The organism is Rhizobium sp. CSW-27, from assembly GCF_018760785.1.
Lineage (GTDB): Bacteria > Pseudomonadota > Alphaproteobacteria > Rhizobiales > Rhizobiaceae > Neorhizobium.
The window spans coordinates 1-20,039 of the sequence record NZ_JAHHZO010000017.1; the positions used below are offsets into that span (position 1 = coordinate 1).

A 20,039-nucleotide genomic window follows, 5' to 3' on the forward strand; every position below is an offset into this window, starting at 1 on the left:
ACAACCAAACCAATCAGCAAAAGCCAACCAATCCGACAATTTCACCAGAACGAGTAACTCCGTCGCCAGCAGCGCCGCCGCCCTCGTTGGTGAAACGGCTTATACGGATACCATCCTATATCGTCAATCCGGTTTTTTAAAAAACTGTCATTTTTCTCGCGCCCCGTTCCGGAAGGCTTGCCGCGCCGTTAATCTGCAGCCCGACTTGATGACGAAGCGGGATGACGATGCTGGTTCTGGATGAAAGAGAGACACGCGAGGCCCTGCCCTTTCCGGAACTGATCCGGGCGGTGGAGGCGATGTTTGCCGGTGAGTGCGTAGTGCCCCTGCGCCATCATCACGCAATGGAGGTGCCCGGCGAAGCCCCGGCGACCATGCTGCTGATGCCGGCCTGGCAGCCGGGCGGCTTTGCCGGGGTGAAGATCCTCAACCTGTTTCCGGACAATCACCGGCGCGCGCTGCCAACGATCATCGGCCGTTACCTTTTGTCATCCGGCACGACCGGCGAGATGCTGGCGCTGATCGAAGGCGGCGAGCTGACGGCGCGGCGCACGGCCGCCACTTCGGCACTGGCGGCCCGTTTTCTCAGCCATCCGCAGGCCAGCCACATGCTGATGGTCGGCACCGGCCGGCTGTCGCTGAACCTGATCGCCGCCCATGCGGCCCTCAGGCCACTGCGACAGATTTCCGTCTGGGGGCGAGACCGCGCCAAGGCGGAAGCGACGGCCGAGGAAGCAAGACGCGCAGGCTTCGATGCGCTGGCGGTCGATGACCTGGAAACGGCCTGCCGGAACGCCGACATCATTTCCTGCGCAACACTGGCGAGCGAGCCCCTGGTGCGCGGCGCCTGGCTGAAACCGGGTGCCCATCTCGACCTGGTCGGCGCCTTCACGCCCCGCATGCGCGAAAGCGATGACGAGGCGGTGCGCCGCGCCCGGATTTTCGTCGATACCCGCGCGGGAGCCCTGCATGAGGGTGGCGATCTGGTGCAGCCGCTGGACGCCGGCGTGATCACCACCGCTGACATCCATGCCGATCTGTTCGATCTGACGACGGGACGGCATCCGGGACGCCGGCAGGCGGATGAGATCACCCTGTTCAAATCGGTGGGTGCGGCACTGGAGGATCTGGCCGGCGCGATTCTCGCCTATGAAACGGCGCAGCGGGCAAAGGCCGGCGGATGACGGACATGCCCTTCAACCTGCCCGTCCTGCCGGTCAGCCACGTGCTGCCGCAGATCGGAGATGCGCTGACCGGCGCCAACCGCGCCGTACTGTCTGCGCCGCCGGGCGCCGGCAAGACGACGCTGGTGCCGCTCTTCCTGCTGCAGCAGCCATGGTGCACGGGCCGGATCATCCTGCTCGAGCCCCGGCGGCTGGCGGCCCGTGCCGCGGCAAGCCGCATGGCAAGCCTGCTTGGCGAAACGGTTGGCCAGACCGTCGGCTATCGCATGCGTCTCGACAACCGCATTTCGGCGGCAACCCGCATCGAGGTGGTCACTGAAGGCGTGTTTGCCCGGATGATTCTCGAGGATCCCGAGCTTTCCGGCATCTCGGCGGTGCTGTTCGACGAATTTCACGAGCGGTCGCTCGATGCGGACTTCGGTCTGGCGCTGGCACTCGATGCGCAGGGCGCCCTGCGGGAGGATCTTCGGCTGCTGGTCATGTCGGCGACGCTGGATGTGGAACGCATCGCCCGGCTGCTCGGCGATCCGCCGGTGATTCTGAGCGAGGGTCGCAGCTTTCCGGTGGAAATCCGCCATGGCGAACGGGAGGCGGGCGAGCGGATCGAGGATGCCATGGCGCGGGCGATCCTTGCGGCGCATCGGCAGGAGAGCGGTTCGATCCTTGCCTTCCTGCCCGGGCAAGGCGAGATCCTGCGCACCGCCGAGCGGCTTGCCGGACGCCTGCCGCCCGACACGATGATCACGCCGCTTTACGGCAACCTGACCCAGAAGGAACAGGATCTGGCCATCCGGCCGGCCCCCGCCGGCACGCGCAAGGTGGTGCTGGCAACCTCGATCGCCGAAACCTCGATTACCATCGACGGCGTGCGCATCGTCATCGACAGCGGATTGCAGCGCCTGCCGGTCTTCGAACCCTCGACGGGGATCACGCGGCTGGAAACGGTGCGGACCTCCCGCGCCTCTGCCGACCAGCGCGCCGGACGCGCCGGACGCACGGAGCCCGGCATCGCCATCCGCCTGTGGCATTCCGGCCAGACGGCCGCCCTACCCGCCTTTACGCCGCCGCAGATCCTGGCCAGCGATCTGTCGGCGCTGGCGCTCGATCTCGCCCATTGGGGCGTGCATGATCCGGCCGATCTCGCCTTCCTCGATCCGCCGCCGGCGCCGGCGCTTTCCGAGGCGCGGCAGCTGCTTGTGATGATGGGCGCACTCGACGGCGAACACCGGCTGACGCCGCGCGGCCGATTGATGCGCGGCCTTTCGCTGCCGCCCCGACTGGCGGCCATGGCGCTTGCCGGCGCAGAAGAGGGGCAGGCGCTCGCCGCCTGCCAGCTGGCGGTGCTGATGACGGAACAGGGTCTGGGCGGCCCGGACGTCGATCTCGACCATCGGCTGAGGAACTTCCGCAACGAGCGGGGCGAACGGGCCGACGCCGCCCGCCAGCTGGCCCGCCGCCTGGCGGAGAGCCTGCCGAAGGCCGAAAGGAGCGACCAGCCGGTCCAGGCGGGCGCGCTGCTGATGCATGCCTACCCCGACCGGATTGCCCTGCAGCGCGGCGCCCGCGGTCGCTTCGTGATGGCGAACGGGCGCGGCGCGGAGCTGCCGGAGACCGAACGGCTGGCGGCCGCCCGCATGCTGGTGATTGCCGATCTGACCGGCCGGGCCGCCCAGGCCCGCATTCTTGCCGCCGCCGAGATCGACCGCGCGACCGTGGAAACCGAACTGGCCAGTGCGATCGAGCGGCGCGAGGAAGGCTATTTCGACCGGCAAAGCGGTCAGGTGCGGGCACGCAAGGTGGTGCGGCTCGGCGCACTCATTCTGGAAGAGACGCCGCTGCCTCGCCCGACGGGCCAGCAGGCGGCGGAAGCGCTCGCCGATGGCATCAGGCAGCTGGGGCTTGGCCGCCTGCCCTTCTCGAAGGATGCCGACCAGTTGCGCGAACGGCTGGGCTTCCTCTACCGCACGATCGGATCGCCCTGGCCGGACGTCTCCGAGGAAACGCTGCTGGCGCGACTCGACGAATGGTTCGTGCCCTTCCAGACCGGCCGCACCAGCCTCGATACGATCGATTCGGCAAGCCTTTCGGAGGGCCTGCGGCTGCTGGTTCCGCATGCGCTGCGCACTCAGATCAACCGGCTGGCGCCGACGCATTTCGAGGCGCCGACCGGCCAGCGCCATCCGATCCGCTATGACGGCGAGGAGCCGGTGCTGTCGATCCGCGTGCAGGAACTCTTCGGTCTGAAGAGTCATCCGGCCGTGGCAGATGGTCGCCTCCCCCTGCTTCTGGAGTTGACGTCGCCGGCGCATCGGCCAATCCAGACGACGCGCGACCTTCCGGGCTTCTGGGCGGGCTCGTGGAAAGACGTGCGGGCCGACATGCGCGGACGCTATCCGAAACATCCCTGGCCGGAGGACCCCGCCAATGCAGCTCCCACCCATCGCGCCAAGCCCCGCGGAACCTGAGCGGGACAAGCGCATGGACAATCCCTCTATCCGTCATGCCCAGTTCGGGCGGGCCAATCGCAGCATGCGGCTGCAGACACTGGTCTGGCTGCGCTGGCTGGCGGTGGCGGGCCAGACGATCACGGTACTGTTCGTGGCGCTGGTCTTGCGCTTCTCGCTGCCGGTGGGGGAGACGGCCATCCTGATTGCCGCGCTGGCGCTGGTCAATCTGGTGCTGTCGCTCTGGTTTCCACCGACGCACAGGCTGAAGCCGCTGGCGGCGCTTTCGCTGCTCGGCTTCGACCTGCTGCAGATGAGCGGGCTGCTGTTCATCACCGGCGGGCTGGCCAATCCGTTCGCGCCGCTACTCTGCGTGCCGGTGATCATCTCGTTTGCCTCGCTGCCGCTCAGGCATTCGCTGTTCCTGCTGCTGTTTGCCATCGCCTGCACCACGCTGATCACCATTTCGCCCTATCCGGTGCCCTGGCATCCGGACGAGATCCTGATCATCTATCCCGTCATGCAGCTCGGCATCTGGTGCGCCATCGTGTCGATGATGTCCTTTGCCGCCTTCTATGCCTATCGGGTGTCGATGGAGGCGGTGCTTCTGGCCGATGCTCTGGCGGCGACCGAACTGGTGCTGGAGCGGGAGAAGCATCTGTCGCAGCTGGACGGGCTGGCGGCGGCTGCCGCCCACGAACTCGGAACGCCGCTTGCCACCATCAGCGTCGTGGCCAAGGAAATGGAGCGGGAGCTTGCCGGCGACGAGCGCTTCGGCGAGGATGTGGCGCTGTTGCGAAGCCAGAGCGAACGCTGCCGCGACATTCTGCGACGGCTGACCTCGCTTTCGGCGGAAAACGAGGAGCACATGCGCCGCCTGCCGCTCTCCTCGCTGATCGAGGAAGTCATGGCACCGCACCGGCAGTTCGGCATCACGCTCGATCTCGTCGAGCCGAACGGCCGCAACGGCGAGCCGGTCGGGCAGCGCAATGCCGGCATTCTCTACGGCCTCGGCAACCTGATCGAAAATGCGGTGGACTTTGCGCGGCAAAAGGTGATCGTGACGGTGGAGCACGATGCGGATAAGGTCGCCATCACCATCGAAGATGACGGCATCGGCTTCGCACCCGATGTGTTAACCCATATCGGAGAACCATACATGTCGACCCGCAGTCGCGAGGACGAGCGCGCCGGAGGCCTGGGGCTTGGACTGTTCATCGCCAAGACCCTGCTGGAACGATCCGGGGCGACCCTGACGTTCTCCAATCGCGGGCCGGATGGTGAAGGTGCCCGCGTGCGGATCGTCTGGCCGCGCGCGGTCATGGAGATGAAGGCATGAGCAGGATCGATGGGCTGACCCGATGCGCCCGCCGCATCGTAGAGACAGAAGAACAAAGCCCGGTGGAGACAGGACAATGACGGCAGAAAAGATCGATGCGAACACTCCGGACCTGCTTGGACCCGATGCCAGCCTTCTGATCGTCGATGACGACGCACCCTTCCTGCGCCGCCTGGCGCGCGCCATGGAAAGCCGCGGCTTCCAGGTGGACATGGCCGAATCGGTCGCCGAGGGCATCGCGAAATCAAAGGCGCGGCCGCCGAAATATGCGGTGGTGGATCTGAGGCTCGGCGACGGCAACGGTCTCGACGTGATCGAGGCGATCCGCCAGCGGCGGGAGGACACCCGCGTCATCGTGCTGACCGGCTATGGCAATATCGCGACAGCGGTTACCGCCGTGAAGCTTGGCGCCGTCGACTATCTGTCGAAGCCGGCCGATGCCGACGACGTGTTCGCCGCGCTGACCCAGCGGCCGGGCGAAAAGGCGGATGTACCGGAAAATCCGATGTCGGCCGACCGGGTGCGCTGGGAGCATATCCAGCGGGTCTACGAAATGTGCGAACGCAATGTCTCGGAAACCGCGCGCCGGCTGAACATGCATCGCCGCACCCTGCAGCGCATCCTCGCAAAGCGCGCGCCGAAATAGGCGTCAGCCTTCCTCGAAGGTCTTGCCCGTCGCCCATTCGGCTGACAGCAGCCGCTGGGCGGCAAGACGGGCGAACTGCAGGGTGACCGCCTTGCGCGCCGCCGGCGCCAGGCGATGCTCGGGCGCTTCGCGCAGCAGATGCGCGCCATAGCCATCAGACAGGATGAGACCGCAGTCCGCCGGAAAGATATCGGCCGGCACATCCCGGTGGGTGGCAAAGAACAGGCGGTCGCAGAAATCGCGATAGTCGGGCCATTTGCGGTCCGTCCTGAAGTCCTCGACGGAGGTCTTGATCTCGATGATCCAGATCTCGCCCTTTGCATTCAGCGTGATCAGGTCGGCGCGACGCCCGTTGGCGAGCGTCATCTCGGCAATCACCGCGTGGCGCATCTCGTTCATCAGCACCTGCACGCCGCGGCGCACCATCAGCGCGCGGTTCGACTGGCGGCCGTCGATTAACGGGTTGTTAGGGCCAATCTGAACAAGTGTCATGGGTTCGTCCGCTCTCGCTGCGTGCGCATGTTGCAAAAAGGCAATGAATTTTTCATTTGTCGCAACGCACCCGTTTGGCACCCGCGCCCGCCTTGCCAACCCTCTTCTAATGGAAAATAACCCATCCATCAAAAGATGGATGACAGCATCTTTGCTCCCACCCCTATCCCACGAGACTTTTCCATGCGCATTCGCACCTGCATGATTGCATCCGGCCTGATGGCGATGCTCGCCCTGGCCGGCTGCTCGACGACTTCCGAAACCAAGGCCGTGCCCGTGGCGGCTGCCGCACCCGTGAAGACGCAGACGAATGCGATCTTCTCCGATGCGTACGGCCCGGTGACCGATGCCGGATACCCGCTGCCGGCGATCCCGGTCAGCCGTCTCGACAAGAAGTTCCACCGGCAGATCGTCGATTTCGATACCAAGGAACGTCCGGGCACGATCATCGTCAACACGCAGGAACGCTTCCTCTATTACATCCTGCCGGACGGCAAGGCGGTGCGCTACGGGATCGGCGTCGGCAAGCAGGGTTTTGCCTGGTCGGGTGAAGCCTATGTCGCCTGGAAGCAGGAATGGCCGACCTGGCATCCCCCGAAGGAAATGGCGGTGCGCAAGCCCGACATCGCCCGCTATGTCGAGGACGGCATGGGCCCGGGCCTCAGCAATCCGCTTGGCGCACGCGCCATGTATCTGTTCAACGAAAAGGGCCAGGACACGCTGTTTCGCCTGCACGGCACGCCGGAATGGGCCTCCATCGGCACTGCAGCCTCCTCGGGCTGCATCCGCCTGATGAACCAGGACGTGATCGATCTCTACAATCGCGTGCGTCCCGGCCGCGAAACCAAGGTTGTCGTGATCCAGTAAGGATCGACTGCCACTTCCATCAACGAAAAACGGCGCGTCACCCGCGCCGTTTTTTTTGCGTCTCGCGTCTGGCGGCTCCGCCTGCAGGGCATGCCGGCAAGGAGACGTCGCCTTCCTGCGGGTCGTCGCCATGACGACGACGTGACAAGCAGGCACCTCGCGGTGGCGGGGCGGCGGCAACCGTTCTGCCTGCCGCCTTTCGTCCTCAGGCGAGCTTCGCCTTCGCCTTGGCCTCGATCCGTCGCCGATGCAGCACCGGCTCCGTATAACCGTTCGGCTGCTCGCGGCCCTTCAGCACCAGATCGAGCGCGGCCTGGAACGCCACCGATTCGTCGAAGCGGCCGGCCATCGGCTGGTAGAGCGGGTCGCCGGCATTCTGCCGATCCACCACGGCGGCCATGCGCTGCATGGTCTCCACCACCTGCGCTTCGGTGACGAGACCGTGATGCAGCCAGTTGGCCATGTGCTGCGCGGAAATGCGCAGCGTCGCGCGATCCTCCATCAGGCCGACATTGTTGATGTCCGGCACCTTGGAACAGCCAACGCCCTGGTCGATCCAGCGCACGACATAGCCGAGAATGCCCTGGGCATTGTTGTCCAGCTCGCGCTGCACCTCCTCCGGCGTCCAGTTCGGCCGCGAGGTGACCGGCACCGAGAGGATGTCGGAGAGCCTGGCGCGGGCCCGCGACTTCAGGCCGGCCTGCACCTCCGCCACGTTGACGCGGTGATAATGGGTGGCATGCAGCGTCGCGGCCGTCGGCGAGGGAACCCAGGCCGTGTTGGCACCGGCCTTCGGATGGGCGATCTTCTGCTCCAGCATGGCGGCCATCAGGTCCGGCATGGCCCACATGCCCTTGCCGATCTGGGCGCGGCCGGACAGGCCGCAGGCGAGGCCGATATCGACATTCCAGTTTTCATAGGCGGCGATCCAGGCGGCCTGCTTCATGTCGCCCTTGCGGATCATCGGGCCCGCTTCCATCGAGGTATGGATCTCGTCGCCGGTGCGGTCGAGGAAACCGGTATTGATGAAGACGACGCGTTCGCGCGCCTGGCGGATGCATTCCTTAAGGTTCACCGTCGTGCGGCGCTCCTCGTCCATGATGCCCATCTTGATCGTGTTGGCCGGCATGCCGAGCGCCTGTTCGACGCGGGTGAAGATCTCGCAGGCAAAGGCCACCTCGTCGGGGCCGTGCATCTTCGGCTTCACCACATACATTGAGCCGGCGCGGGAATTCTGTCGCCGTCCGTTCGGGCCGATGTCGCGCAGCGCAATCAGCGCGGTGACCATGGCATCCATCAGCCCTTCCGGCACCTCACGCCCGTCGCGATCGAGGATGGCCGGGTTGGTCATCAGGTGGCCGACATTGCGCACCAGCATCAGCGACCGGCCGGGCACCACGAGGGTCGAGCCGTCCGGGGCGGTATAGGTGCGATCCGCATTGAGCGCGCGGGTAAACGTCCTGCCGCCCTTTTCGACCTCTTCCGTCAGGTCGCCCTGCATCAGTCCGAGCCAGTTGCGATAGACCACGACCTTGTCTTCGGCATCCACCGCTGCGACCGAATCCTCGCAGTCCATGATGGTGGTGATCGCCGATTCGAGCCAGACATCGGAAATATGCGCCGGATCGTCCCTGCCGATCGCGGTGGAGGCATCGATGCGGATTTCCACATGCAGGCGGTTCTTCACCAGAAGCACATGGGTCGGCTGGTCGGCCGGACCGCGATAGCCGGCAAACTGGGCCGGATCGGCAAGCGCAGCCGTCCTGTCCCCCGCCTTGACGACGAGCGCTGTACCATCGACCCCAAGCCCGGTCACCTCCGACCATGCCGCACCGGACAGCGGCACCGACTGATCGAGGAAGCCGCGCACCCAGGCGATGACGCGCGCGCCACGCACCGGATTGTAGCCGGCACCCTTTTCGGCACCATCGGTCTCGGCAATCGCATCCGTGCCGTAGAGCGCATCATAGAGCGAGCCCCATCGGGCATTGGCGGCGTTCAAGGCATAGCGTGCATTCATCACCGGCACGACGAGCTGCGGCCCGGCAATCTCGGCGATCTCCGGATCGACATTTCCGGTGCTCACCTGGAAATCCGGGCCTTCCGGCAGCAGGTAGCCGATCTGGCGCAGGAAGGCTTCGTAGGCCACGCCATCACCGGGCGCGCCGTTCTTGCGGTACCACTCGTCCAGCTGCTCCTGCAGCGCATCGCGCCGTGCCAGGAGATCGCGGTTCTTCGGCGCCAGATCATGGACCAGGGCGGACAGCGCGGCGAAGAAGGCATCGGCCTCGATGCCCGAACCCGGCAGCGCCTCGTTCACCAGAAAGGCGTGCAGCGCCTCGTCTACAGCCAGACCCTGTCTTTCGATGCGGCTCATCCGATCCTCCGTTGTTCTGCATGATGTCTCTGGTTCTTCGCGCGCCGGGAGGGCTTAGTCAATGCAGCCTTGGTGGGATGGCGGTTCGCCTGTCGCAAGAACAGGGCAGATCCGCCCCATGCATCGGGCGCAGCATGGGGCAGTTCGTCCCTCGCCCCGTCGAAGGGTGGAGGACGGCGACCGGCGCCAGATTGCTCATGCGCCCGGCAGACGCGGCACGACACGCATCGAAAGCCCGTCGCGCGGCTGGGTGGTCAGCTTCTGCACCGGCCACGGCTCCACGCCCGGAAGCGCCTCGAAGCGACAGCGCGACATCAGCACGGCCAGCGCGATGACCGCCTCCTGCATGGCAAAGGTAGCGCCGATGCAGACACGCGGGCCGGCCCCGAAGGGCAGATACTGGAAGCGGTGGATCCTGCCGCGATGGTCCGGCAGGAAGCGCTCCGGCATGAAGGCGCGCGGCCTGTCCCAGTAGAGGGCGTGGCGGTGCAGCGTCCAGGGCATCACGAGGATCGTCGTGCCGGCACGGATCGTCACCACCCTGCCGTCCGGTGCCGTCCAGCTGTCATCCCGGATCGCGGCGCGGTTGATGGAAGGCGCCGGCGGATAGAGCCGCATCCCCTCCTCGAAGGCGGCCCGCACATAAGGCATCAGGTCCAGCCAGTCGACGGGCTCGGCACCGGTTGCCAGCACCCGGTCGATCTCCTCCTCCATCGCCTGGCGCACATGCGGCGAATGGGAGACACAGTAGAGCGTCCAAGCGAGCGCCCGGGCGGTGGTCTCGTGGCCCGCGCCGATGAAGGTCAGGATATTGTCCTCGATCTCGTCCAGCGTCAGCCCGTCGGGGCCGTCGAGTTCCAGAAGCAGGGTGAGGAAATCGTCGGGCGTCGTCGCCCGGTCGGCACGCATCATGGCCCTGCGCTTTTCCATGGTGCGCCGCACGATCTCGCGGAACTTCCCCAGCACCTTTGCTCCGCCGATGCGGGTCAGCCGCGGCACCCAGGGCGGCGCGCGAAGCAGGTCCATCGGATCGACACGCCCCATGCGATGCAGGAGATTGTCAACGTCGTCGGAAAACTTGTCGCTTTCGGTGACGATGTCGCCGGAAAACAGCGTTTCGGAGAGAATGGCGAAGGCAAGCTCGGTCATGTCGACCGCAATGTCCTCGACGCGTCCCTCAGGGCCGATCTCGGCATATTTCTGCGCATAGCGTTCGGCCTGCGCCAGCATCTTGCCGGCAAAGCCGCGGGCATGGCGCGGCGTGAAGACCGGAGCCATCGCCTTGCGCGAGCGCTTCCACACCGGCCCCTCCGCCGTCAGCAGACCGTCGCGCAGGATCGGCCGCAGGATGAGCTGGCGGATCTCCGACATCTGGTAATTGGCGGCATTGTCCACCAGCACATGGCGGATGAGGCCCGGCTCGTTGACGATCAGCGTACGTTCGGAGAAGAACTGCGTCTCGATCCAGGGCAGCGTGTAGGAGGGCTCGCCCCACAGTTCCAGCGGGTTGCGGAACACCGTGCGGATGATCTCCAGCCGACCCGGCGGTACCGTGCGCGGAATGGGCGCGGGCGGCTCGAAAGGTTCCGGACGGCTATCCATGATCCGCTCTCCTGTGATGAGGAGACCCGAATATCATGCCTCAGAGCAGGGATTTCAATTGCGCGAGCTTGTCGTTGACGAGCCAGCCGTAATAATTTTCCTCCGGCCAGCTGAGACCGCCGGACCTGTTGCGGGCGGCAAGCGCGGCGGCGCGCTGGGCGGAATTGCCGACATTGTAGAGTGTGGCGGTGATGCCGGGATTGCCGGAAATGTCCATGTCGGCGATCTGCGCATAATCGTCGATCGCACGGCGGATCGTCGCCGCCACATAGGCGAGCGACTTGTCAGGATCCATGATCGCGGCATAGACGCCGCGGGCATCGGAGGCATCCAGCTTCGGATAGCCGGAGCGGCGTGCCACGAGATCCGACTGCATCAGCGCGGTCAGCGGGTTGATCTGGCCGAGCCCGAAGGTCTGGCCCGCAAAGAAGGGCTGGAAGAAGACCGCGCTGAACCGGTTGTCGGGATAGCTGACGCCATCAACCGTCTTGCCGCGGAACACCCGCTCCCACACCGCCTCGCGGCAGCTCCACAGGCGATAGGAATCCTCGTACTCGCTGCAGGCGGAAAATTGCGGGCGGGCGACGAAGGCGCTGATCGTTTCGTCCTTGTAGCCGAAGCGGAAACTGTCGCCCGCATAGGCCGCCGCCTTCACGTAATAGGATTGCAGGCGATCATAGGCATCCACGTTATAGGTATGTTCGCCGACGATGGCGCCGATGATGTGGATCGGGTCGATATCGTATTGCCGGGCCGTCTGCTTGATCTTGCCGATCAGCGCGGGACTGTCGGACAAAAGCTCGATGATCTTGTCGTATTTGTCGTCGAAGGTGGTGCGGCCCGCCTTCGTGCGGCGGATCGAGGCACCGGGCACCTTCGGCTGCTCGACGTTGCGGTTGCCCGGCGGCACGACGATCAGACCGCCCGCCAGCGCGTGGGGGGCGCTCCAGGCAAACATCAACAACAGGGCGAGCAGGAACCGTCGCAAGATTGAGCATCCCAGGATATCGATGAGCTGGCCATCCTGACCCAGCAAGCGCCGACGAATCACGCACGCACATTGCATCTTGCTCATGTTGCGTGCTGCCTTACTGAAAAACAAGGCGCGGAGTCGAGCCCGCGCCTTTCAATTTCCCGTCATGGTCGGGAGAGGATCGGGCGCCGTTGCCCGCTTGCCACGCCGCCTCCACTCCTGCTCCCGTCACAGGATGTAGCGGGAGAGGTCCGTATCGGCGGCGATGTCGCCCACATGCTCGCGCACGTAAGCCGCATCGATCAGAACCGCGGTACCGGAACGATCCGGCGCGTTGAACGAGATCTCGTCCAGCACCCGTTCCATCACCGTCTGCAGACGCCGCGCGCCGATATTCTCGACCGAGGAGTTGAGATGCACGGCGACATCGGCGAGCGCATCGATCGCATCCTCCGTGAAGTCCAGCGCCAGTTGCTCGGTCTCCATCAGCGCCCTGTACTGACGGATGAGACTTGCCTCTGTTTCCGTCAGAATGCGGCGGAAATCCTCCTTCGACAGAGGCTTCAGCTCAACGCGGATCGGCAGGCGGCCCTGCAGTTCCGGCAGAAGATCGGACGGCTTTGCCACGTGGAAGGCGCCCGACGCGATGAAGAGGATATGGTCCGTCTTCACCGGCCCGTATTTGGTCGACACCGTCGTTCCCTCCACCAGCGGCAGAAGATCGCGCTGCACGCCCTCGCGGGAGACGCCGGCACCGAGGCCGCCGTCACGCGCGGCGATCTTGTCGATTTCGTCGAGGAAAACGATGCCGTCGTTTTCGACGGAGCGCACCGCCTCGCGCTGGATGACCTCGTTGTCGATCAGCTTGTCAGACTCGTCGCGGATCAGTTCTCCGTAGGATTTGGCAACGGTGGTGCGGATCTTCTTCGTGCGGCCGCCCATGGCCTTGCCAAACATTTCCGAGAGGTTCAGCACGCCGATATTGGCGCCGGGCATCCCGGGGATTTCGAAACCGGGCATGCCGGAACCGCTGTCGGCCACCTCGACCTCGATTTCCTTGTCGTCCAGTTCGCCATTGCGCAGCTTCTTGCGGAAGGTTTCACGGGTGGCGGGTGAGGCGGTGGAGCCGACCAGCGCATCCAGCACGCGCTCTTCCGCGCTCTGATGCGCCTTGGCCTGCACTTCGGCCCGCTTCTTCTCGCGCACCAGGCCGATGCCGATCTCGACCAGATCGCGGATGATCTGTTCAACGTCGCGGCCGACATAACCGACCTCGGTGAACTTGGTGGCTTCCACCTTGATGAACGGCGCACCGGCGAGCTTGGCGAGGCGGCGGGAAATCTCCGTCTTGCCGACACCGGTCGGGCCGATCATCAGGATGTTCTTCGGCATCACCTCGTCGCGCAGGCTCTCATCCAGCTGCTGGCGGCGCCAGCGGTTGCGAAGCGCGATCGCAACGGCGCGTTTGGCGTCATGCTGGCCGATGATGTAGCGGTCCAGTTCCGAGACGATCTCGCGGGGGGAAAAAGTCGTCATGTGTAAACCTCTTCGGCGTCACCTTGCGGCCGGCTCATCAAGCCCGGCGGCAGGACCCGTTGCTTGGACATTGATTATTCGGCGTCGAGTGTTTCGACCACGAGATTGTGGTTGGTGTAGACGCAGATGTCGGCCGCGATATCGAGCGCGCGACGAGCGATCTCTTCGGCAGACTTGTCCGAATCCATCATGGCGCGCGCCGCCGCATAGGCGAAGTTGCCACCCGAACCGATGGCGATCGTGCCATGTTCCGGTTCCAGAACATCGCCATTGCCGGTGACGGCGAGCGTCACGGTCTTGTCGGCCACCAGCATCATGGCTTCCAGATTGCGCAGATACTTGTCGGTCCGCCAGTCCTTGGCAAGCTCGACGGCGGCGCGCATCAGCTGGCCGGGATACTGTTCCAGCTTCTTTTCCAGTCGATCGAGAAGGGTGAAGGCATCCGCGGTCGCCCCGGCAAAACCGGCGATCACCTCGCCCTTGCCGATCCGGCGCACCTTGCGCGCATTGCCCTTCATCACGGTCTGGCCAAGGCTCACCTGACCGTCACCGGCCATGATGACCTTTCCGCCTTTCCGTACGGTAATGATTGTCGTCATACTCACACCTGTCGGCCCATATGCGGGGCCTCTTTCGTGCCGGTCCATTCCGGCTGTTGGGGCACATGTAAGTGGTGCTTTGACGATTGCAAATCCTCGTCTTCCTTTGCCGGCAACCGGTTGATCGCGCGGAATCGTTTGCACCGCAGCGGCGTGGCTGATAAGCAGCGCAGATCATATCAAGGCTTCAGCATCCGGTGGACAAGATGAGCGAGCGCCGCGCTTCCGTTTCGCGCAAGACGAACGAGACTTCGATTTCCGTCACCGTCAATCTGGACGGAACCGGAGCCTCGAAGATCGAGACGGGCATCGGTTTTTTCGACCATATGCTGGAGCAGCTGTCGCGACATTCGCTCATCGACATGGAGATCGACTGCAAGGGCGACCTGCATATTGACGACCATCACTCGGTGGAAGATACCGGGATTGCGATCGGTCAGGCGATTTCCAAGGCGCTGGGCGACCGTCGCGGCATTACCCGCTACGCCTCGCTCGATCTGGCCATGGACGAGACGATGACGAAGGCCGCCGTGGATCTGTCCGGCCGGCCCTTCCTCGTCTGGAACGTCACCTTCAGCGCGCCGAAGATCGGCACCTTCGATACGGAACTGGTGCGGGAATTTTTCCAGGCACTCGCGCAGAATGCCGGCATCACGCTGCATGTGATGAACCATTACGGCGCCAACAATCACCACATCGCGGAAACCTGTTTCAAGGCGGTTGCCCGCGTGCTGAGAACGGCCACCGAGATCGATCCGCGCCAGGCGGGCCGCGTTCCCTCCACCAAGGGCACGCTGGTCTGACGCCGTCAGGAGGAGCCTTGACCAGCTTTGTCGTTCTGACACCCCCGGGTGGGCCGGATCGCGATCATGCCTCGACATGTTTCGTGGCGGACAGATTCGCTTGGCTCGGTTTCGTGTTTCCAGGGCTCTGGTTGCTGTTCCATCGCTGCTGGCTGATCGGACTTGCCGTTCTGGCGGCGCAACTGGCAGCGGCCTGGCTCACCGACCAGTCGGGCTTCTTCTGGGCCGGCACGTTTTCGGAACTGGCACTCGGGCTTCTGATCGGCCTGGAGGGACGGCAGATCGTGATGCGCAATCTCATGGCCAAGGGCTGGACCATGGTCGATGTGGTCGCGGCACCGGATCTTTCGACCGCCGAAATGATGTATTTCTCGAACCTTCCGACCGAAACACCCAAGCCTGCCGTTCCGGTGACCGACTGGAAAAACCTCTCCCCGCCCGCCCAGACGACCTCTCGACATGGTCCGGCGCTTGGGCTTTTTGACATTGGTGGAGGACGCTGATGCGCGTTGCAATCATCGACTACGGATCGGGCAATCTCCGTTCCGCGACAAAAGCCTTCGAGCGTGCAGCCCGCGAGGCTTCCCTTGAGGCCGAGATCATCCTGACCGACGATCCCGATATGGTGGCCAAGGCCGACCGCATCGTCCTGCCGGGCGTCGGCGCCTATGCCGATTGCCGGCGCGGCCTTTCCACTGTTCCCGGCATGGAAGAGGCACTTTTGGACGCTGTCCAGACCAAGGGCCGGCCCTTCCTCGGCATCTGTGTCGGCATGCAGCTGATGGCCTCCCGTGGGCTGGAAAAGGACGTGACCCAAGGCTTCGGCTGGATCAAGGGCGACGTCGTCGAGATGACGCCCTCCGACCCGAACCTCAAGATTCCGCAGATCGGCTGGAACACGCTGACGCTGAACCGGCCGCATGCGCTCTTCGACGGCATCCCGACCGGTCCCGACGGCCTGCACGCCTATTTCGTCCATTCCTATCATCTGGCCGCCGAAAACCCGGATGATGTCGTGGCAACCACCGAATACGGCGGCGCGGTCACCGCCTTCGTCGCGCACGGAAATACCGCCGGTGCCCAGTTTCACCCGGAAAAGAGCCAGACGCTCGGCCTTGCCCTGATTTCCAATTTCCTGCGCTGGAAGCCCTGACATGATCCTTTTTCCCGCGATTGACCTCAAGGACGGCCAGTGCGTGCGCCTGAAGCTCGGCGACATGGACCAGGCGACGGTCTATAATCCGGACCCTGCCGCCCAGGCAAAAGCCTTTGAGGACCAGGGTTTCGAGTGGCTGCATGTGGTGGATCTGGACGGCGCCTTTGCCGGCGAAAGCCGCAACGGCTTTGCGGTGGACGCCATCCTGAAGGCGACGACCAATCCCGTCCAGCTCGGCGGCGGCATCCGAACGCTCGATCATATCGAAGCCTGGCTTTCGCGCGGGCTTGCCCGTGTCATCCTCGGCACGGTTGCCGTGCGCAACCCGGCGCTGGTCATCGAGGCCTGCCAGAAATTCCCCGGCCAGATTGCCGTCGGCATCGACGCCAAGGGCGGCAAAGTGGCGGTGGAAGGCTGGGCGGAGGCCTCCGAACTCGGCGTGATCGAGCTCGCAAAGAAGTTCGAGGGCGCCGGTGTGGCCGCGATCATCTATACCGATATCGACCGCGACGGCATTCTCGCCGGCATCAACTGGGCCTCCACGCTCGAACTCGCCGGCGCCGTCTCCATCCCGGTCATCGCGTCTGGCGGCCTCGCCTCGCTTGAGGATATCCGCCGCATGCTGGAACCGGACGCGGCAAGGCTCGAAGGCGCCATCTCCGGCCGTGCGCTCTACGACGGTCGCATCGACCCGGAGGCAGCGCTTTCTCTCATTCGCGCTGCCAAGGGAGGCCGTGCATGACCCTCAAAGCCCGTGTCATCCCCTGCCTGGACGTCAAGGACGGCCGTGTCGTCAAGGGTGTCAACTTCGTCGATCTGATCGACGCGGGAGATCCGGTCGAGGCGGCGAAAGCCTATGATGCGGCGGGCGCGGACGAGCTCTGCTTTCTCGACATCACCGCCTCCTCCGACAATCGCGACACCATTTTCGATGTTGTGGCGCAGACGGCCGAACATTGTTTCATGCCGCTGACGGTTGGCGGCGGTGTGCGGGCCGTCTCGGACATCCGCAAGCTGCTTCTGGCCGGCGCCGACAAGGTGTCGATCAATTCGGCGGCGGTGAACAACCCGGATTTCGTCGCGGAAGCCGCCGACAAGTTCGGCAACCAGTGCATCGTCGTCTCCATCGACGCCAAACGGCGGCGCACGCAAGGTCCGGGCCAGGACAATGCCAGCGCCTGGGAGATCTATACCCATGGCGGGCGCAATGCGACGGGCATCGACGCGGTGGAATTTGCCGTGCGCATGGTGGAGCGGGGCGCCGGCGAACTGCTGGTGACCTCCATGGACCGTGATGGCACCAAGATCGGCTACGATATCGAACTGACGCGGGCAATCGCCGATGCGGTGCGTGTTCCCGTCATCGCCTCCGGTGGTGTCGGCACTCTCGACGATCTGGTGGCCGGCGTGAAGGAAGGCCATGCGACGGCGGTGCTCGCCGCCTCCATCTTCCATTTCGGCACCTATTCCATCGGCGAGGCCAAACGCTACATGGCCGAGCACGGCATTGCGATGCGGCTCGACTGAGGAGACACATGATGAGCGGTTTTTCCCTCAGCGATCTGGAAGCGATTGTCGCCGAGCGCGCCAAGGCGGATCCCTCGCAATCCTGGACCGCCAAACTCGTCGCGGCCGGCCAGGATAAGGCGGCGAAGAAGCTTGGCGAAGAGGCGGTCGAGACGGTGATCGCGGCGCTGCGCGACGACCGGCAGAACCTGACGGCAGAAGCCGCCGACCTGCTATATCACCTGATGGTCGTATTGAAGATTGCCGGCGTTCCGTTGCAGGATGTGCTGCAAGAGCTTCAACGTCGCACGGTCCAGTCGGGCCTGCAGGAAAAGGCGAGCCGACAGCCCTCATGACGATCGCCAGCCAGACCATCGAATCGGACATCCCGCCAGAACACGCACCCGCCGGCAACTACTCTCCCTTCTTCCTGTTCACCTCGGAGGAATGGGCGAAGTTTCGCGCCGATACGCCGCTGACGCTGACGGCGGACGAGGTGAAACGCCTGCGCTCGCTGGACGACCCGATCGATCTGGACGAGGTGCGGCGTATCTATCTGTCGTTGTCGCGCCTGCTGTCGGCGCACGTCGAGGCCTCGCAACTGCTGTTCCAGCAGCGCAACCGCTTCCTCAGCCTGTCCGACCAGGCCAAGACGCCCTTCGTGATCGGCATTGCCGGCTCGGTGGCGGTCGGCAAGTCCACCACGGCGCGTATCCTGAAGGAGCTTCTGGCCCGCTGGCCCTCCAGCCCGAAGGTCGATCTGGTGACGACCGACGGCTTTCTCTATCCCAATGCCGTGCTGCGCCGTGAAAACCTGATGGAACGCAAGGGCTTTCCGGAAAGCTACGACATCGGCGCACTGCTGCGCTTTCTCTCGGCGATCAAGGCCGGCAAGCCGGACGTGCGCGCGCCCCGCTATTCGCACCTGACCTATGACGTGCTGCAGGACGAATACGCGATCATCGACCGGCCGGACATCCTGATCTTCGAGGGCATCAACGTGCTGCAGTCGCGCACCCTGCCCGCCGATGGCACGATCGTGCCCATGGTGTCGGACTTCTTCGACTTCTCCATCTATATCGATGCGGAGGAGCGGCAGATCCACAATTGGTATGTGGAGCGTTTCATGCGGCTGCGCCAGACCGCTTTCCGCGATCCGACCTCCTTCTTCCACCGCTATGCGACGATCGATGAGGCCGCGGCCCTCGCGATTGCAGAAGGCCTGTGGGAGAACATCAACCTGAAGAATCTGAGGCAGAACATCCTGCCGACCCGCCCCCGCGCCGACCTGATCCTGCGCAAGGGCAGCAATCATTTCATCGAGACGGTGGCGCTGCGCAAGCTTTAGGCGATGGATCCGATACGATGAATCGCCGGCAATGCATCATGCATCGTCAGCGATGGACCCGACGCAGCGTGAGATTGATGCGCCCGCCGTTTTTCAGCAGTGTCGATGTGCCCGGATAGATCCGGTCGACGCCATGGAAGGCGAGCCTCCCCTCCCCGCCCAGCACCACCACATCGCCGCTCGACAAGCGCATCGAAGCCGTCCTGTCGCGGCGCGTGAGCCCGCCGACACGGAACAGGCAGGCATTGCCAAGCGAGATCGATACCACCGGCGCCTGAAGATCCTCCTCGTCGCGATCCTGATGCAGACCCATGCGGGCATCGTCGGCATAGAAATTGACGAGGCAGGCCTGTGGCGGCTTGTGGTAGCCGGAAAACCGCTCCCAGAGCGCGAGAAGTTCCGCCGGCATGGCGGGCCAGGCCTTTCCCGTCACCGGATGGGTTTCCTGGTAACGATAGCCATGCGCCTTGTCCGTGACCCAGCCGAGCGGCCCGCAATTGGTCATCCGCACCGACATCGGCTGCCCCGTGCCCGGCATCACCGGCACGTAGAGGGGCGCCTCGGCGACCAAGGCGCGAATCACCTCGACGAGATGTTGCTGGGCAGCGCGATCAAGCGCCTCGCCGTGATATTCGATGCCGTTTGTCATGAGCGCCATGGTAGCCTCAATCGCCGTCCGGGCGGCCGCGCATCTTCTTGATATCCGAGCGGCCCGACTTTTCCTTGAGCCGTCGTTCGATGGATCCCTTGGTCGGCTTTGTCTTGCGTCGCGGCGGCGGTGGCGGCTTGGCGGCTTCGAGAATCAGCTCCTTCAGCCGTTCGCGGGCATCCTCGCGATTGCGCTCCTGGCTTCGGAACCGGTTCGCTTCGATGATCAGCACGCCCTCCTTGGTGAGACGGCGACCGGCGAGTTTCGCGGCATTTTCCTTGATGCGATCCGAGAGCGCCGGCGACCCCATCAGGTTGAAGAACAACTGGACGGCCGTGGAGACCTTGTTGACATTCTGCCCGCCCGGTCCGCCGGCCAGCACGAATTGTTCCGTCAGTTCCCATCCGGCAAGGGTAATTCGATTGCTGATGACGAGGGGATCGCTGGCCATGAACCCTCTATTTCACAAGAGCGGACAAAAGAAAACCGCCGAGGCCAAAGACCTCGGCGGCTCCCGA

General features: G+C 64.5%; 21 protein-coding genes. 13 read left to right on the forward strand and 8 right to left on the reverse strand.

The window, feature by feature from the left end:
- The 5 genes from KLP42_RS22855 to KLP42_RS22875 all read left to right on the forward strand — a co-directional run.
- The coding region (locus KLP42_RS22855) for a hypothetical protein (protein WP_215569854.1) at nt 1–244 on the forward strand (244 nt) is incomplete at its 5' end.
- Nucleotides 228–1,184 carry a bifunctional Delta(1)-pyrroline-2-carboxylate/Delta(1)-piperideine-2-carboxylate reductase gene (gene lhpI, locus KLP42_RS22860; RefSeq protein ID WP_215570032.1) on the forward strand — a complete coding sequence of 319 codons (957 nt, stop codon included), beginning with the start codon at nt 228–230 and terminating at the stop codon, nt 1,182–1,184. The genes KLP42_RS22855 and lhpI, both read left to right, overlap by 17 nt.
- A gap of 5 nt (nt 1,185–1,189) precedes the next feature.
- Nucleotides 1,190–3,649: an ATP-dependent helicase HrpB gene (gene hrpB, locus KLP42_RS22865; protein WP_502941341.1), complete on the forward strand. Its 2,460-nt coding sequence runs from the start codon at nt 1,190–1,192 to the stop codon at nt 3,647–3,649.
- A gap of 13 nt (nt 3,650–3,662) precedes the next feature.
- Complete coding sequence (locus KLP42_RS22870; RefSeq protein ID WP_215569858.1) at nt 3,663–4,967, forward strand: ActS/PrrB/RegB family redox-sensitive histidine kinase; 1,305 nt, start codon at nt 3,663–3,665, stop codon at nt 4,965–4,967.
- Between the two features lie 76 nt (nt 4,968–5,043).
- Entirely contained in the window at nt 5,044–5,613 is a 570-nt protein-coding gene (locus KLP42_RS22875; protein WP_215569860.1) for an ActR/PrrA/RegA family redox response regulator transcription factor, read from the forward strand.
- Nucleotides 5,614–5,616: 3 nt separating this feature from the next.
- Here the strand turns inward: KLP42_RS22875 and KLP42_RS22880 are convergent, their stop codons facing one another.
- Nucleotides 5,617–6,105: an MmcB family DNA repair protein gene (locus tag KLP42_RS22880; protein ID WP_215569862.1), complete on the reverse strand. Its 489-nt coding sequence runs from the start codon at nt 6,103–6,105 to the stop codon at nt 5,617–5,619.
- A 183-nt stretch (nt 6,106–6,288) separates the two neighbouring features.
- On the opposite strand from KLP42_RS22880, the gene KLP42_RS22885 reads away from it, so the two are divergent.
- A complete protein-coding gene (locus tag KLP42_RS22885) occupies nt 6,289–6,972 on the forward strand; it encodes a L,D-transpeptidase (RefSeq protein WP_215569864.1) in 684 nt (227 codons plus the stop codon).
- Nucleotides 6,973–7,177: 205 nt separating this feature from the next.
- Here the strand turns inward: KLP42_RS22885 and KLP42_RS22890 are convergent, their stop codons facing one another.
- From KLP42_RS22890 to hslV, 5 genes are all read right to left on the reverse strand, one after another.
- Nucleotides 7,178–9,349 (reverse strand): malate synthase G, encoded by a 2,172-nt coding sequence (locus tag KLP42_RS22890; protein ID WP_215569866.1) that lies wholly within the window; start codon nt 9,347–9,349, stop codon nt 7,178–7,180.
- Between the two features lie 195 nt (nt 9,350–9,544).
- Entirely contained in the window at nt 9,545–10,951 is a 1,407-nt protein-coding gene (locus KLP42_RS22895) for a cytochrome P450 (RefSeq protein ID WP_215569868.1), read from the reverse strand.
- 40 nt (nt 10,952–10,991) lie between these two features.
- A complete protein-coding gene (locus tag KLP42_RS22900; protein ID WP_502941342.1) occupies nt 10,992–11,939 on the reverse strand; it encodes a DUF1402 family protein in 948 nt (315 codons plus the stop codon).
- Between the two features lie 213 nt (nt 11,940–12,152).
- Entirely contained in the window at nt 12,153–13,460 is a 1,308-nt protein-coding gene (gene hslU, locus KLP42_RS22905; RefSeq protein WP_215569870.1) for an ATP-dependent protease ATPase subunit HslU, read from the reverse strand.
- A gap of 74 nt (nt 13,461–13,534) precedes the next feature.
- The gene (gene hslV / locus KLP42_RS22910) at nt 13,535–14,059 is read right to left on the reverse strand and encodes an ATP-dependent protease subunit HslV (protein WP_215569872.1); all 525 of its coding nucleotides are present in this window, start codon (nt 14,057–14,059) and stop codon (nt 13,535–13,537) included.
- A 206-nt stretch (nt 14,060–14,265) separates the two neighbouring features.
- Between hslV and hisB the strand changes: the two genes are divergently transcribed.
- The 7 genes from hisB (at nt 14,266) to coaA (ending at nt 18,872) form a co-directional block, all read left to right on the forward strand.
- Nucleotides 14,266–14,862, forward strand: coding sequence for an imidazoleglycerol-phosphate dehydratase HisB (gene hisB / locus KLP42_RS22915; protein ID WP_215569876.1), 597 nt, complete (start codon nt 14,266–14,268; stop codon nt 14,860–14,862).
- An 83-nt stretch (nt 14,863–14,945) separates the two neighbouring features.
- A complete protein-coding gene (locus KLP42_RS22920; RefSeq protein ID WP_215569879.1) occupies nt 14,946–15,365 on the forward strand; it encodes a DUF2628 domain-containing protein in 420 nt (139 codons plus the stop codon).
- Nucleotides 15,365–16,015 carry an imidazole glycerol phosphate synthase subunit HisH gene (gene hisH / locus KLP42_RS22925; protein ID WP_215569881.1) on the forward strand — a complete coding sequence of 217 codons (651 nt, stop codon included), beginning with the start codon at nt 15,365–15,367 and terminating at the stop codon, nt 16,013–16,015. The genes KLP42_RS22920 and hisH overlap by 1 nt, the downstream gene beginning before the upstream one ends.
- A gap of 1 nt (nt 16,016) precedes the next feature.
- On the forward strand, nt 16,017–16,760 hold the full coding sequence (hisA, locus tag KLP42_RS22930; RefSeq protein ID WP_215569883.1) for a 1-(5-phosphoribosyl)-5-[(5-phosphoribosylamino)methylideneamino]imidazole-4-carboxamide isomerase: 744 nt from the start codon (nt 16,017–16,019) through the stop codon (nt 16,758–16,760).
- Nucleotides 16,757–17,545 (forward strand): imidazole glycerol phosphate synthase subunit HisF, encoded by a 789-nt coding sequence (hisF, locus tag KLP42_RS22935; RefSeq protein ID WP_215569893.1) that lies wholly within the window; start codon nt 16,757–16,759, stop codon nt 17,543–17,545. Before hisA ends, hisF begins: the two co-directional genes overlap by 4 nt.
- An 11-nt stretch (nt 17,546–17,556) precedes the next feature.
- On the forward strand, nt 17,557–17,880 hold the full coding sequence (locus tag KLP42_RS22940) for a phosphoribosyl-ATP diphosphatase (protein ID WP_215569895.1): 324 nt from the start codon (nt 17,557–17,559) through the stop codon (nt 17,878–17,880).
- Nucleotides 17,877–18,872, forward strand: coding sequence for a type I pantothenate kinase (gene coaA, locus KLP42_RS22945; protein WP_215569897.1), 996 nt, complete (start codon nt 17,877–17,879; stop codon nt 18,870–18,872). The genes KLP42_RS22940 and coaA overlap by 4 nt, the downstream gene beginning before the upstream one ends.
- Nucleotides 18,873–18,918: 46 nt before the next feature.
- On the opposite strand, the gene KLP42_RS22950 is transcribed toward coaA, so the two are convergent.
- Together KLP42_RS22950 and arfB are read right to left on the reverse strand one after the other, a co-directional pair.
- The gene (locus KLP42_RS22950) at nt 18,919–19,530 is read right to left on the reverse strand and encodes an alpha-ketoglutarate-dependent dioxygenase AlkB (RefSeq protein ID WP_215569899.1); all 612 of its coding nucleotides are present in this window, start codon (nt 19,528–19,530) and stop codon (nt 18,919–18,921) included.
- Nucleotides 19,531–19,537: 7 nt separating this feature from the next.
- Nucleotides 19,538–19,972, reverse strand: coding sequence for an alternative ribosome rescue aminoacyl-tRNA hydrolase ArfB (arfB, locus tag KLP42_RS22955; protein ID WP_215569901.1), 435 nt, complete (start codon nt 19,970–19,972; stop codon nt 19,538–19,540).
- Nucleotides 19,973–20,039 lie beyond the last annotated feature (67 nt).